The 13,341-nt window shown below is 67.2% G+C and carries 12 protein-coding genes; 4 read left to right on the top strand and 8 right to left on the bottom strand.

The genetic code is table 11. The annotated features are described in order from the left end of the window. Nucleotides 1-43: 43 nt before the first annotated feature. Nucleotides 44-961, bottom strand: a complete 918-nt coding sequence (locus ASC91_RS16860; protein WP_056198928.1) for a LysR substrate-binding domain-containing protein — start codon at nt 959-961, stop codon at nt 44-46. Between the two features lie 364 nt (nt 962-1,325). Between ASC91_RS16860 and ASC91_RS16855 the strand changes: the two genes are divergently transcribed. Next, on the top strand, nt 1,326-2,588 hold the full coding sequence (locus tag ASC91_RS16855; protein ID WP_056198924.1) for a M20/M25/M40 family metallo-hydrolase: 1,263 nt from the start codon (nt 1,326-1,328) through the stop codon (nt 2,586-2,588). A gap of 109 nt (nt 2,589-2,697) precedes the next feature. Here the strand turns inward: ASC91_RS16855 and ASC91_RS16850 are convergent, their stop codons facing one another. Further along, the gene (locus ASC91_RS16850) at nt 2,698-4,869 is read right to left on the bottom strand and encodes a carboxy terminal-processing peptidase (RefSeq protein WP_056198921.1); all 2,172 of its coding nucleotides are present in this window, start codon (nt 4,867-4,869) and stop codon (nt 2,698-2,700) included. 255 nt (nt 4,870-5,124) lie between these two features. Next, entirely contained in the window at nt 5,125-5,946 is an 822-nt protein-coding gene (locus ASC91_RS16845; RefSeq protein WP_157281706.1) for a hypothetical protein, read from the bottom strand. 239 nt (nt 5,947-6,185) lie between these two features. Here ASC91_RS16845 and ASC91_RS29505 point away from each other — a divergent pair, with 239 nt between their 5' ends. The 3 genes from ASC91_RS29505 (at nt 6,186) to ASC91_RS16835 (ending at nt 8,652) form a co-directional block, all read left to right on the top strand. Then, nucleotides 6,186-6,554 (top strand): hypothetical protein, encoded by a 369-nt coding sequence (locus tag ASC91_RS29505; RefSeq protein WP_162247804.1) that lies wholly within the window; start codon nt 6,186-6,188, stop codon nt 6,552-6,554. 349 nt (nt 6,555-6,903) lie between these two features. Further along, nucleotides 6,904-7,932 carry a L,D-transpeptidase family protein gene (locus ASC91_RS16840; RefSeq protein WP_082532738.1) on the top strand — a complete coding sequence of 343 codons (1,029 nt, stop codon included), beginning with the start codon at nt 6,904-6,906 and terminating at the stop codon, nt 7,930-7,932. Nucleotides 7,933-7,959: 27 nt separating this feature from the next. Next, a complete protein-coding gene (locus tag ASC91_RS16835) occupies nt 7,960-8,652 on the top strand; it encodes a M23 family metallopeptidase (RefSeq protein WP_157281702.1) in 693 nt (230 codons plus the stop codon). Nucleotides 8,653-8,681: 29 nt separating this feature from the next. Here the strand turns inward: ASC91_RS16835 and ASC91_RS16830 are convergent, their stop codons facing one another. From ASC91_RS16830 to ASC91_RS16810, 5 genes are read right to left on the bottom strand one after another with little or no spacing between them, the layout of a single operon-like run. Beyond that, the gene (locus tag ASC91_RS16830; protein WP_056198905.1) at nt 8,682-9,470 is read right to left on the bottom strand and encodes an ATP-binding cassette domain-containing protein; all 789 of its coding nucleotides are present in this window, start codon (nt 9,468-9,470) and stop codon (nt 8,682-8,684) included. Nucleotides 9,471-9,472: 2 nt separating this feature from the next. Continuing rightward, on the bottom strand, nt 9,473-10,237 hold the full coding sequence (ssuC, locus tag ASC91_RS16825) for an aliphatic sulfonate ABC transporter permease SsuC (RefSeq protein WP_056198904.1): 765 nt from the start codon (nt 10,235-10,237) through the stop codon (nt 9,473-9,475). Between the two features lie 4 nt (nt 10,238-10,241). Next, complete coding sequence (gene ssuD / locus ASC91_RS16820; protein ID WP_056198900.1) at nt 10,242-11,414, bottom strand: FMNH2-dependent alkanesulfonate monooxygenase; 1,173 nt, start codon at nt 11,412-11,414, stop codon at nt 10,242-10,244. Further along, nucleotides 11,411-12,358, bottom strand: coding sequence for an aliphatic sulfonate ABC transporter substrate-binding protein (locus ASC91_RS16815; protein WP_056198897.1), 948 nt, complete (start codon nt 12,356-12,358; stop codon nt 11,411-11,413). Before ASC91_RS16815 ends, ssuD begins: the two co-directional genes overlap by 4 nt. Beyond that, nucleotides 12,355-13,320: a sulfonate ABC transporter substrate-binding protein gene (locus ASC91_RS16810; RefSeq protein ID WP_056198893.1), complete on the bottom strand. Its 966-nt coding sequence runs from the start codon at nt 13,318-13,320 to the stop codon at nt 12,355-12,357. The genes ASC91_RS16815 and ASC91_RS16810 overlap by 4 nt, the downstream gene beginning before the upstream one ends. Nucleotides 13,321-13,341: the final 21 nt, after the last annotated feature.

The raw sequence follows: 13,341 nt of genomic DNA, 5'->3' as shown, positions 1-13,341 counted from the left end.
GCGGGACGAGGGTTACGTCACCTTCTCTCTCGTGTATTGACCGTCAGTCGAGCGCGGCCAAGGCCTGGCGCCGCCAGCGCCGGCTCTCGGCCACCGCCCATTGCGCGAATGCATGGAGCTCGGAAGAGCCTTCCCGGTCGGCCCGCCGGCAGAGGTAAAAGCCGCGCCCCGACGACACCCAGCCGCTGAACGGCACGACGAGCTGCCCGGCGGCCAGCTCCCTTTCGATGAGGCAGAGCTGCACGACCGCGATGCCCATGTCGGCGACGACGGCCTCGATCAGTGCAGCGGCCAGGTCGAAGCCCGAGGCCAGTTGGGGCTGGCTCGCCTGCACGCCCTGGGCCTTGAGCCAGAGCGCCCAGTCGGCGGGATGGGCGCTGTGGTGCAGCAGCGGGTGCTGCAGCACGTCTTGCGGCCGGGTCAGCCGGGCAGCGCGCGAGGGGCGGCACACGGGGACCAGTTCGCGCCCGAGCAGGTATTGCGCGACGACGCCTTCGGGCCAGCGGCTGTGTGCGCTTGGCTTGGGGTTGATCCAGCAGTCGACGTCGTCGCGCTCGAAGCGGTCGTCGTGGCGCCAGCGGCGGAACTCGAGCTTGAGCTGCGCATGCTGCGCTTGCAACGCCGGCAGCCGCGGCACCAGCCAGCGCGCGTACAGCGACGGCACGGGCGCCATGCGCAGTGACGGGCCGGCAGGCGCCGCGTGCAAGGGAACGGCCCGTTCCAGCATGTCCAGGGCGGGCTTGATGCGGGCAAGGTAGCTGGCGCCCTCGGGCGTCGGGGTGACCTGGGCGCCGCCGCGCGCCAACAGCGCCAGGCCCAGCTCCGACTCGAGCCGCTGCACCGCCCGGCTGACTGCGCCCTGGGTGACGGACAACAGCTGCGAGGCGGCGGAGAAGCTGCCCAGCTCGGCCACGGCGACGAAGGCATGGAGTTCGGCCAGCGACGGCGAGCGAAAGCGCATGGGAGGGCCTGTTCGCACTACGGCAATGGGTCGCGAAGGCCCGTCGCCAGTGGCCAATCAAGGCGCAGCGCGCCGCCCGCACTCGCGTGCGGGCCAGCGATGCAACGCCGAGTGGCCCCTGGCGACGGACCTTCCCGAAGGGTTGTGACCAGAAAGGCCGGATGCTGTGTCGCAAATCCTCGCCGGGTAATGACACGGCTTGCGGTTTGCGACTTGCCTGCAGCCCTTCTGGTCACAACGCGACCCATTGCCGTAGCGCGAATAGGCCCTATTACATCACTGCATAGGGTGGGGAAAACTTGTCGATGGGCGTTGTGAAAGGTCGCTGGCACAGTCCGCTCGGTCCCAGCTCCACGTCCTCGACATGCAACTTCGTACATTGATCGCCGCCGCCGCGTTGCTGGCGGCTTCCCTGGCCCAGGCGGCGCCCACGTCCCAGCAACTGCAGGACCTGGCGAAGCAGGAGCAGCCCGCGCTGCTGGAGACCTTGCGAGCGCTGGTCGAGATCGAGTCCGGCAGCAAGGACCTGGACGGCCTGGCCGCGGTGGCCGGGCTGATCGCCGGGAAGCTCAAGGCCCTGGGCGGCGAGGTGTCGATGATCGAACCCACGGAGGTGTACCGCATGGAGGACACGCCGGAGCGTCAGGGCCAGATGGTGAAGGCGCAGTTCAAGGGGCGGGGAAGCAAGAAGCTGCTGCTCATCGCCCACATGGACACCGTCTACCTGAAGGGCATGCTGAAGGACCAGCCCTTTCGCATCGAGGGCGAACGCGCCTACGGCCTGGCCATCGCGGACGACAAGCAGGGCGTGGCCACCATCCTGCATGTGATCGCGCTGTTGCAGAAGGCGGGCATTGACGACTACGGCACGCTGACCGTATTGATCAACGGCGACGAGGAGATCAGCTCACCGGGCTCGCGCGCGACCATCACGCGCACCGCGGCTGACCAGGACATGACGCTGTCCTTCGAGGGCGCCGGCGCGCAGGGCGGTGTGCGCCTGGCGACCAGCGGCATCGGCTCGGCCTATCTGAGCGTGGAAGGCCGCTCCTCGCACGCCGGCGCAAGGCCGGAGGGTGGCGTCAACGCGTTGACGGAACTGGCTCATCAACTGCTGCAGATGCAGGACTTGTCAGAGCCGGCCACGGGCCTGAAGCTGAACTGGACGATGGCCCAGGCCGGCACCAACCGCAACGTGATCCCGGCCCAGGCCACGGCCCAGGCCGATGCGCGCGCCTTGCGTGTGGCGGACTTCGACCGCCTGGAGAAGGAACTGCAGCGCCGCGTGCAGCAGCGGCGCCTGGCCGACGCCAAGGTGCAGCTCAAGTTCGAAGTGCGCCGCCCGCCGCTGGAGGCCACCGAGGCCTCACGGGCGCTGGCCAAGCGTGCCCAGGCCATCTACGCGGAGCTGGGCCTGGCGATGCAGGTGGCGGAGGTTGCCACGGGCGGCGGCACGGACGCCTCCTTCGCGGCGATGCAGGCCCGAGGACCGGTGATCGAAGGCCTGGGTCTCACGGGCTTTGGCGCCCATTCCAACGATGCCGAGTACGTCGACATCCGCTCCATCGCCCCGCGGCTCTATCTCGTGACCCGACTGATCATGGAGATGTCGGGCGCGAACCCTTGAGGCAACCTGATTGGGGTCGTGCGCATTTGGGTGAAGATCCCCACCGAGTCCGGCAATGTGCGCGCCGCTCGACGTGGCCGCCTCCAGGTCAGGTCTCGGCCACCAACGGCTATTTCTCAGAGGAAACGTTCGGCAAGGTCATGACCACCTGGGGACGGATCGGTAGAGCGCTCGCTGCTGTTTGGGTCTGGCCTTCCTTCAATGCTGCGCTGTCGGAGAGGATACTGACAGCCTCGTCAAGAAGCGCATCGTTGATGGTCTTCCGGGTTTTCTCAGCGGCGAGATCCTTGTCCAGCTGGCGTTCGTTGAACTGCAAGCCGTCGTCGACCAGCGTGCCGCTCGCGCCCCTTCCCGCTTCACCCAGCTGGGCAGCCAGGCGCTTCTCCGAGGCAGCACGTTCTTTGCGTCGAACTGATTCACTGAGCGAAATCACGTTGTTCTTGCGACGCTCCTGTGCCTTGGCCACATCCTGCAGCAGGTTCTGGAAGTCAAGGGCGTGCTCGACGCGGGCTGCGTGCCAAGCCAACAGGCGGGGCAACTGCGTTTTGACGTCACCCACAGGCGAGTAGTCCACGGCTCGAATGTTGGTCCACGGCAGGGCATTGACGTAGCTCGACTCTCCGAACTCGGTGTCGTCGCTGGTTTGCGGAAAGAGGATGTCTGGCGTCACGCCACGGAGTTGGGTCGTCCCGCCATTCACCCGAAAAAACTGAGCGATGGTGAACTTCAGTTCACCGTACGTCGGCGCTGCGTTCTTGGCGATCTGGTCGAGGTTGGCGAGGGTCTGGACGGTGCCCTTGCCGAAGCTGCCCTCGCCGATGATCACGCCGCGACCGTAATCTTGGATCGCCGCGGCGAAGATTTCTGACGCCGAAGCCGAGCCCCTGTTGATCAGGACGCCCAGCGGCCCGCTCCATGCCAAACCAGCCTCGGCGTTCTTCTCGACAGTGATGTTGCCTCTTGCATCTCGGGTCTGAACGACCGGCAACTTGCCAACGAACATGCCCGTCAGGTTCACCGCCTGGCGCAGCGACCCGCCGCCGTCATTGCGCAAGTCGATCAACACGCCATCTACTTTCTGGGCCTTCATGTCGAACAGCAGCTTGCCCACGTCGTGCGCTGCGCCGCGGTAGTCCTTGTCGCCCTTTCTGAGTGCGTCGGTATCCTCGTAGAACGAAGGCAGGGTGATCACACCGACCAGGCGCTTGCCAGCGCCCGTCGTGACGGAATAGATCTTGGCCTTGGCGGCGCTGTCCTGCACTGTGATGGTGTTGCGGACCAGTACGACGGTCCTGTTCGGCGCATCGGGCCCGCTGTCGGCCGGCAGGACGTCCAGCCGAACCGTCGAACCCTTCATGCCCCGGATCAACGCCACCGTGTCGTCAAGGCGCCTGCCGACGACATCCTCCATGGCGCCGGTGGCGCCTTGCGCGACGCCCACGATACGGTCGCCGACCTTCAACTGGCCCGACAGGCTCGCGGGCCCTCCTGGCACCAGCTCCCGGACGGTGGCGTAGTCGTCGATCTGCGTCAGAAGCGCGCCGATGCCCACCAGGGACAGTCGCATGGAGATGCCGAAGTTTTCCGCGGCGCGCGGTCCCAGGTAGTTCGTGTGTGGGTCGATCGCCATCGTGTAGGCATTCATGAAGGCCTGGAAGGCGTCGGCGCTTGTGATCTTGCCCAGGTTCTTCGATGCGCTTTCGTAGCGCTTGTCGAGAATCTTCACGATGGCCGGGTCGTCCCTGCCGGCAAGCTTGAGCCGCAACCACTCGTTCTTGACGCGCTTGCGCCAGAGGTCTTGGGACTCTGCTTCGGTCGCAGGCCAAGGCTGATCCTTGCGCTCGACCGTCAAAGATTCGTCTTGCCCGAAATCGAACCCCTTCTTGAGCAAGGTGCGGCCATAGGTCAGCCGCTCAGCCACCCGGCGTTCGTACAGGTTGAAGACCTCGAACGGCACCCGCAGATCCTCAGCCAGGATCGCGTTGTCGAGCAAGATGCGGTCGCCTGAAAGGCGATCGATGTCGGACTGCAGGAAGTACAGTTTCTCCGGATCGAGCGCCTTTAAATACTGGTCGAAGATCCTGGCCGACAACGCGTCGTCGAGCGAGAGGGGTCGGTAGTGGTAGCGAGACAGCAGGTCCGCAGCCAGATGGGCCGACTTGGCCTGCTGTGCCTCCGGCTTCAGCATCTGCGGGAAAGCCGCCGCGGAGCCTTCGGCAACAACTTGGGTTGCAGCCGTCAGCACGAGCACGAATGAAATCAGCGCTTGCTTCAATGTCACTTAATCCATTTGAACCAAAACATAGTCACAGGCCAGGCTTGACCAGCAACGATCGACGTCTGACCCGCCGGTCAGCGGCGGCTCTCATCCAAATCATTTGATGGACGTCCCCACGTTGACCTGCCCGGCCTCGATGGTGCCATGTTGCCTGGTCCGAGCACCGGGCGCGACGGAGACGGTCGTGCCGGCATGCGATTGCCGCCGCTCAGCCCGAGCGCGAGAAAGGGCGACGGCCGTTCTTGCAAGCCATTCAACTCAATCGTTTGCGGCGGTGGGCAAAACGGCCGGAGGCGAAGCGTCGATCCTCCCCACGTAGAAGCTGCCGTCGTAGCCGAGCCGATCTTTCGGTGGCCGCAACGAAATTGAATACCGCGCGCCTCGCTGCGTCGGCATGGATAGCACTACATGCGGCTCACACTGGCTGGCGGCGCAGTTCCAGGCCGTCCCTTGGTCGTACTCCGCCACGAGGGAAATCGGGCGGAGGTCACGTAGCAGAAAGCCCATGGGCTCCATGGCCGGATCGAACATGTTGCCTTTGGCCAAACTGGTGTGGAGGTCTCCCGTCAGCACGACGACGTGAGAGAAAAGCCCCGTAGCGGTCAGCGCACGGACGTTGCGGCTCATCGTCAGGTCGTCCCCGTCGATCGCGCGGACAGTGATCTTGCGAGTCGGCGTGGCTTTGTTGTGCTGCCGCACCTCATCGAGCAGCACAAGCATGGCCATGCTGGTACGCCCATCCTGTTCATGCGCGGGCTTTGACCAATCGCGGGAACCGAACAACGCCTTGCGTGCACCGCCCCGGCCATCGCTATCAAGGAAAGCGTCGATTGCCGCTTGGTTTTCCTCTGGCCATTCGAGCGCGAGCGCCACGCTTCTCGCCTGAGCAGCCAAGTTGCAGACATAGGCGCTTACGAAATCCGGTATCTGGCGCGTGCCGTGCAGTTCGCCCAATAGGAGCAGAGAGCTGTCACGCAGGCGCTGGGGAATATCGACAGTCGTCTTGCATGGCGCACCATGCGCAATTCCGGTGAACGCTGCGGCGCTCAACAGAACGAGAAGTGTTTGGCGAGAGAACATTCAGGCTCCAGGGCTATGAACCGACGAAGGTAGGAACGCGCACTCGCGACCTATCCAAAATCGTAGAGCGCGAACCGTTTGTCTCCGTTGGCTCTTTTCACCTTCTGCGGACAGTCTGGCTACGGCTCGGGACGGCAAGGTCAACAGCATGGCTCGCGGATGGATCGGACACTGGCCACAATCCCGACATGCTAGGCGTGGCGTCTTCAAAGCAGTTGTTTCTACCCTTCGCAGGCCGCTTGTCCGGTTCGCTGTCTGGTGTGCGCAGCTCAGCGATGCTGCTGGCCGCGCTGGCCGCACCTCTTTACTGCATCGCGGCGCCCGGCGATGACGCCGCTGGCGCCAGCCCGGTACCCTTAAACCTCAAGCTGCCCCGCTCTCCTGCTCGGGCGTTCGCGACCACCAAACCAAGCGACGCCCCAGCGGCATCCGAACATCGCGGACTACGTCTTGAGCCGCGAAAATCCATAGTCGAGCGGGGCGTCGAAGGCAGTCGTGATGCGCTGATCGCCTGTCAGAACGGCGCCTATCCCGGCGCGACTGTTGCGGCCCATGGTGCGCAGGTCAATGGTGGCGACTCTCAGCCGGGGCACTGCTACCGGTTCTGACGTTTGGAATCGGTTCATCTGCGTCTTTCGCTTTGAGTCGCTCCATCTGCCGGTTAGCAAGCTTTGCGGCGAACGGCGGCAATCAGCCTGAATCCGCCGTCGGTGCTGCAGCGGTTGCCGTCGCTCGCGTCAAAGGGCCAGGTTCAGGGTGCGCGGCATGAAGCAGTCATCGACTCATCGGACTTCGCCGCTCCTTCGATGCCCGATGTAGGGCGCGCAGCGGTCATCCAGCCTCGCGGGCAGCGGTTCACGTCGTCAATTATTGGTAGTGGTTCCAGGCATCGGCCTACACGTGCGGCGCGGTGACCTCGGTACGGTGCGGTGAATCGACCCACCTCGTGAGCCCGCCATGCCGACCTTGCCAATTTCACCGCTGAAGATGGCTGCCGCGCTGCTGTGTTGCGCCTGCGTCGCGTCGCCGGGCGTGGCCGCCACGCACCGCGCCCGCGCCACCCCGTCGGCGGCACCGCAGACGCTGGAGGCGTTCAACGCTGCGTCGCTGGTGCCTGGACACGGTCACGCGGTGGGTGCCCACGCGGTTGCCCGCGCCCAGGTGCTTCTGGATCGGGCGTGGTTCTCACCGGGCGAGATCGATGGCCACCAGGGGCGAAACCTGCAACGCGCGCTGATCGCGTTTCAGCGAGCCAGGGGCCTGAAGGTCAGCGGCCGGCTCGACGCGGCCACCGCAAAGGCGCTGGAACAGGGCGATACGGGCGGTGCGTTCGCGACCTACACCATCACCGACAAGGACGTGGCCGGCCCCTACACCCGCACACCCGCCGACATGGCCGAGCGCGCCAAGCTGAAGTCGCTGGACTACGAAACCGTCGGCGAGGCGCTGGCGGAGCGCTTCCATCTCAGCGAGTCGATGCTTGCGTCGCTCAATCGTGGCCGGGCGAAGGATTTCAAGGCCGGCGACGAGTTGATCGTGCCCGACGTCTCCGCGCGCCCGCCGGTCGGCGGCGCCGCGGTCAGGATCGAGATCGAGAAGAGGGCCAAGACCCTGTGGGTGCTCGGCGCCGATCGCAAGGTGCTGGGGGCGTTCCCGATCAGCATCGGCGGGCCGCAGGACCCGTTGCCGCTGGGTGTGCTGAAGATCGTCAGCGAGGTGCCGAACCCGACCTTCACGTACAACCCGGCGCTGCTGAAGAACGCAGCCAAGGACGCGCAGAAGGCGGAGGTCGCGCCCGGCCCCAACAACCCTGTCGGCAACACGTGGCTGGGGCTGAGCAAACCGCACTGGGGCATCCACGGCACGCCGAACCCCGCGCAGTTGGGCCGCGAGGAAACCAATGGCTGCATCCACATGACGAACTGGGACGCGCAACGTCTGGCCAAGCTCGTGAAACCGGGCTTCGAGGTCGACATTCGGCCCTGACTTCGGCTGCAAGGCAGGTTGCACGCAATGGCACTCCTACCGCCTCGCCACGGCGCGTCCCACGCGGCAATGGCCTTGCTGCTGGCCTGCGCCAGCGCTTGCAGCGAGCGCCGCGCGCCAGTGCCGCCGCCAGTCCAACCTCAGGTGACCGCGCCGGCGGTGCGGGTCGAGGCACCCGCGGTGCCTTCGTCCTGGCCTGCAACGGCGGTCACAGCCGCGTCAGGCCCGGTGGACGTCGCCGTCACGCCTGCCGACATCGCCGACCTGCAGGGCCGCGATTTGTCCATTCCGCTACCTGGCGTGTGGGCTGCCAACCTGACGGATACCTTCGGCGACGGCCGCACGAAAGGTGCCCATGAGGCGCTGGACATCCCGGCCCCGATGCGCACACCGGTGCTGGCGGTGGAAGACGGCGTGGTGGCCAAGCTGTTCACCAGCCAGCGCGGCGGCCTCACGGTTTACCAGTTCGACCCCGCGTCGCGCTACGCCTACTACTACGCCCACCTCGACGGCTACGCGCCGGGCCTGGTGGAGGGCCAGTCGCTGCGCCGTTGCCAGTTGGTCGGCTACGTGGGCCTGACCGGCAATTCGCCGGCCGGTGCACCGCACCTGCACCTGGCGATCTTCAAGCTCGAGCCGAAGCCACGCTGGTGGCGCGGTGCGCCGGTGAATCCCTACAACGTGCTGCGCGGCTCGCGGCCTTGCTCTGCGGGCGGCTAAGCCAGCACCACTCGCTCAGTCCCTGACAGCTAAGCCAAGGCCGGGTGGCCGACGATCTGCCGCAGCACCCGCTCCTCCAGCTCCGCAAACCCCGCCGCCGTGCGCGAGCGCGGCCGTGGCAGCGAGACGGTTGCATCCAGCGCGATGCCGCCACGGTCGATCAGCAGCACGCGGTCGGCCAGGGCCACGGCCTCGGCGACATCGTGGGTGACGAGCAGGGCCGTGAAGCCGTGATGGCGCCAGAGCTGCTCGATGAGGCGGTGCATCTCCAGCCGGGTCAGCGCATCCAGCGCGCCCAACGGCTCGTCAAGCAGCAGCAGGCGAGGGCGGTGCACGAGAGCGCGGGCGAGTGCCACGCGCTGGCGCTGGCCGCCTGACAGCGTCGCCGGCCAGTCGCTGCCGCGGCCGGCGAGGCCAACCTGGGACAGTGCCTCCATCGCGCGGTCCCTGGCATCGGGGCCGGCGAGGCCGAGCGCGACGTTGTCGACAACGCGCTTCCAGGGCAGCAGGCGGGCGTCCTGGAACATCAGCCGGCGCTCGCCAGCCGTTCCCGCTTCGACGAGGCCGGCGCTCGGCGAGTCCAGCCCGGCGATGAGCCGCAGCAGCGTGCTCTTGCCGCAGCCGCTGCGGCCCACCAGCGCGACGAACTCGCCCGGCGCGACGGTCAGGTCCAGGTCCTGCAGCACATGGCGTGTGCCGAAGGATTTGGCAACGCCGCGCAACTGCAGCGCCAGGCCCTGCGAGGTGCTGCGCGCCGGCGTATCGGCAACCACGGGCTCACGCGGCAGCACGGGCGTGTCGAATTCAGTGAGCCACATGGTCAGTTCCCCTCGGCGGCATAGCCGCGGTGCCAGGGCAGCCAGGCCTTCTCCAGCCCGCGCGCGACGACGTCGGCCAGCTTGCCGAGCACGGCGTAGAGCAGGATGCCGACCAGCACGATGTCGGTCTGCAGGAATTCGCGCGCATTCATCGTCAGGTAGCCGATGCCGGCCTGGGCCGACAGCGTCTCGGCGACGATCAGCAGCACCCACATCAGCCCGAGCGAGAAGCGCAGGCCGACGAGGATGGACGGCAAGGCGCCGGGCAGGATGACCTGCCGGTAGAGCTGGAAGCCCGACAGGCCGTAGCTGCGCGCCATCTCGATGAGGTCGCGGTCGACGTTGCGGATGCCGTGGAAGGTGTTGAGGTAGACCGGGAAGAACACACCCACGGCGACCAGCACCAGCTTGGCGGCTTCGTCGATGCCGAACCACAGGATGACCAGCGGGATCAAGGCCAGCGCGGGGATGTTGCGCACCATCTGCAGCGTCGTGTCCAGCAGCGTCTCGGCCGCGCGCCAGGTGCCGGTCAGCAGGCCCAGCAACAGGCCGAGGCCGCCGCCGATGGCCAGCGCCGAGAAGGCCCGCGCCGTGCTGACGGCGACGTGATGCGCCAATTCGCCCGAGCGCAGCAGCTGCCAGAAGGCGGCCAGCACCGCGGCGGGCTCGGGCAGGATGCGCGCAGACAGCACCCCGCTGCGCGAGGCGATCTCCCAGGCGACGAGGAGAGCTGCGGGCAGCAGCCAGGGGATGAGGCGGCGCAACATCGGTTCAGCTCGCGGAAACGGCCTTGGGCACGTAGCTGTTGGCCACGACTTCGCCGAACGGGCCGGTCAGCACGGGCGCGGTGAGCTTCTCGCGCACGCCCAGCGGCAGCAGCGGGAACACCAGTTCCGCAAAGCGGTGGGCCTCGTCCAGATGCGGATAGCCGCTGAGGATGAAGTACTCCAGGCCGATGTCCGAGTATTCCTTGATGCGGTCCGCCACCTGCTGCGGGCTGCCCACCAGGGCCGTGCCCGCGCCACCGCGCACCAGGCCCACGCCGGCCCACAGATTCGGCGCGATCTCCAGCCCCTGGCGCACATCGGCCTTGTTGAACTGACCACCGTGCAGTTCGGCCATGCGGCGCTGGCCGACCGAGTCCATGGTCTTGAAGCGCGCCTGGGCGGCGGTGACGGTGGCTTCGTCCAGCTCGGACAGCAGCTCGCCGGCGGCGCGCCAGGCTTCATCTTCGGTCTCGCGCACGATGACATGCAGGCGGATGCCGTAGTGCAGGCGGCGGCCTCGTGCCGCGGCGCGTTCGCGCACGTCGGCGAGTTTTTTCTCGACCTCGGCCGGGGGTTCGCCCCAGGTCAGGTAGGTGTCGACCTGATCCGCAGCCAGGTCGTGCGCCGGGCCTGAGGAGCCGCCGAAGAACACCGGCGGGTAGGGCTTGTTGATGGGCGGGTAGAGCACCTTGCCGCCCTTGACGCTGAGATGCTCACCATCCAGGTCCAGCGGCTCGCCGGTGTGCGAGCGGGCCAGCAGTTCGCGCCAGATGCGGATGAACTCGGCGCTCTGCTCGTAGCGCGCCGCGTGATCGAGGAACTGCCCGTCGCCGGCCAGCTCGTCGGGGTCGCCGCCGGTGACAAGGTTGACGAGCAGGCGGCCGCCCGAGAGGCGGTCCAGCGTGGCGGCCATGCGGGCGCTCTGCGACGGCGCGACGAGGCCGGGCCGCAGCGCGACAAGGAACTTCAGGTTCTTGGTAGCGTCGATGAGGCTGGCCGCGACGATCCACGAGTCTTCGCAGCTGCGGCCGGTGGGCAGCAGCACACCCTCGTAGCCGAGGCTGTCGGCGGCAATGGCGATCTGCTTGAAGTAGGCATGGTCGGCCACGCGGGCGCCGCGCGAGCTGCCGAGATAGCGGCTGTCGCCGTGGGTGGGGATGAACCAGAAGATCTTCATGCTTTCACCTGTGCAATGGCATCGGCAACGCGGATGGGGCGGGGGATCAGCGCGAGCTCGGCGAAGGCGTCGGCCACCTGTTGCTGTTCGCGGACCAGGTCGGGCGTGAGCGGTCCGACGGGCGCGGCACCGCGGCGCTCAACCATGCGCTGCACGATGGCCACGGGCAGGCCGGCGAATTCGGCGTAGCGCTGCACCGCGTCCTTGCGATCGGTGCGCACGCGCGTGTCGGTGTCGGTCAGGGCCTGGAACAGCGTCTTCACCAGGGCCGGCTGCTGGCTCAGCGCGCGCGACGCCAAGTAGAAGGTGTTGTTGCTCGTCAGGCCGCGGCTGGTGGCCAGCGCGCGCAGCTCGCCGCTGATCTCGGCGGCGGCGTAGTAGGGGTCCCACACGGCCCACGCGTCCACCGAGCCGCGCTCGAAGGCGGCGCGGGCGTCGGCGGGTGGCAGGTAGACAGGCTGGATGTCGGCCCAGGCCAAACCAGCCTTCTTCACGGCCTGCACGGTCAGGAAGTGGGCGCTGCTGCCCTTCTGCAGCGCCACGCGTCGGCCCTTCAGGTCGGCCAGCGTCTTCAGCGGCGAATCGGGCTTGACGAGCACGGCCGAGCTGTCCGGCTTGGGCGGCTCGGCGCCCACGTAGACAACGTCTTTGCCCGCGGCCTGCGCGAACACCGGTGGCGCGTCGCCGGTGGCGCCGAGGTCGACGCTGCCCAGTGCCAGGGCCTCCAGCAACTGCGGGCCGGCGGGGAACTCGGTCCACTGGATGCGGGTGCCAGGCAAACGCTGCTCCAGCAGACCGTAGCTCTTCAGCAGGGCGAGGTTGAGCGAGCCCTTCTGGAAGCCAATGCGAAGTTGCGTGGGTGCGTCGGCCTTGGCGCGCGTCCAGACGGCGGCCGTCGTGGCCAGGATGGCGATGGCCGCACGGCGCGTGGCGTGGGCGCTCATCGCGCGGCCTCCGCAACGGTGGTGGCGGGCAGCGCGTCGGCGACGCGGGTGGGCTTGGGAATCAGGCCGAGGGCGTGGAAGGCGTCGGCGATCTTCTGCTGCTCGGCGGCGACGGCCGGGGTCAGCGGCTTCACGCCGAACTGGTAGCGCGTCAGGCTCTTCTCGACGACCTCGGGCTCCAGTCCCTGCAGCGGCGCGATGACAGCCGCCGCGGCCTTGACGTTGGCCTTTACATAGGCGGCCTGGGCCTGGTTGTCGTCAAACAGCGCCTGGATGACCTGCGGGTGCTGCTGCGCGAAGCCACGCTCGGCCAGGTAGTAGGCGTAGTTGTTGACCAGGCCGCGGCCGTCCTGCAGCAGGCGCGCACCGCTCTGCTTTTCGACGGCGGCGAGGAAGGGGTCCCAGATCACCCAGGCATCCACCGCACCTCGCTCGAAGGCGGCGCGTGCATCGGCCGGCGGCAGGTAGACGGGCTGCACGTCGCTGTACTTCAGGCCCTGCTTCTCCAGCGCCTTCACGAGCAGGTAGTGCACGTTGCTGCCCTTGTTCAGCGCGATCTTCTTGCCCTTCAGGTCGGCCAGCGTCCTGATGGCGGAATCCTTGGGCACGACGATGGCTTCGGCTTCGGGCGCGGCGGGATCAAAGCCGATGTAGACGAAGCGTGCGCCGGCGGCCTGCGCAAAGATGGGCGGCGCCTCGCCGACAAAGCCCACGTCGACGGCACCGACGTTCAGGCCCTCGAGCAACTGCGGGCCGGCCGGGAACTCCACCCACTTCACGGCGACGCCGAGGGAGCTGAGCTTCTTCTCGAGCGAGCCCGAGGACTTCTGCAGCGTCAACAGGCTGGCGGATTTCTGGAAGCCGATGCGTAACGTTGTCTGGGCAGAAGCGTGCAGGCTGGTAGCCGCGATCAGCAGCGGCGCGGTCCAGCGAAGGACATGTCGAAGAGAGCGGAAAAGCATGAAGAGCGTCCTGTGCAAAAA

It is taken from the genome of Pelomonas sp. Root1237 (genome assembly GCF_001425055.1).
GTDB lineage: Bacteria > Pseudomonadota > Gammaproteobacteria > Burkholderiales > Burkholderiaceae_C > Pelomonas.
The sequence above is the reverse complement of the archived record's forward strand: the minus strand, read 5'-3'. Positions and strand labels throughout refer to the sequence as shown.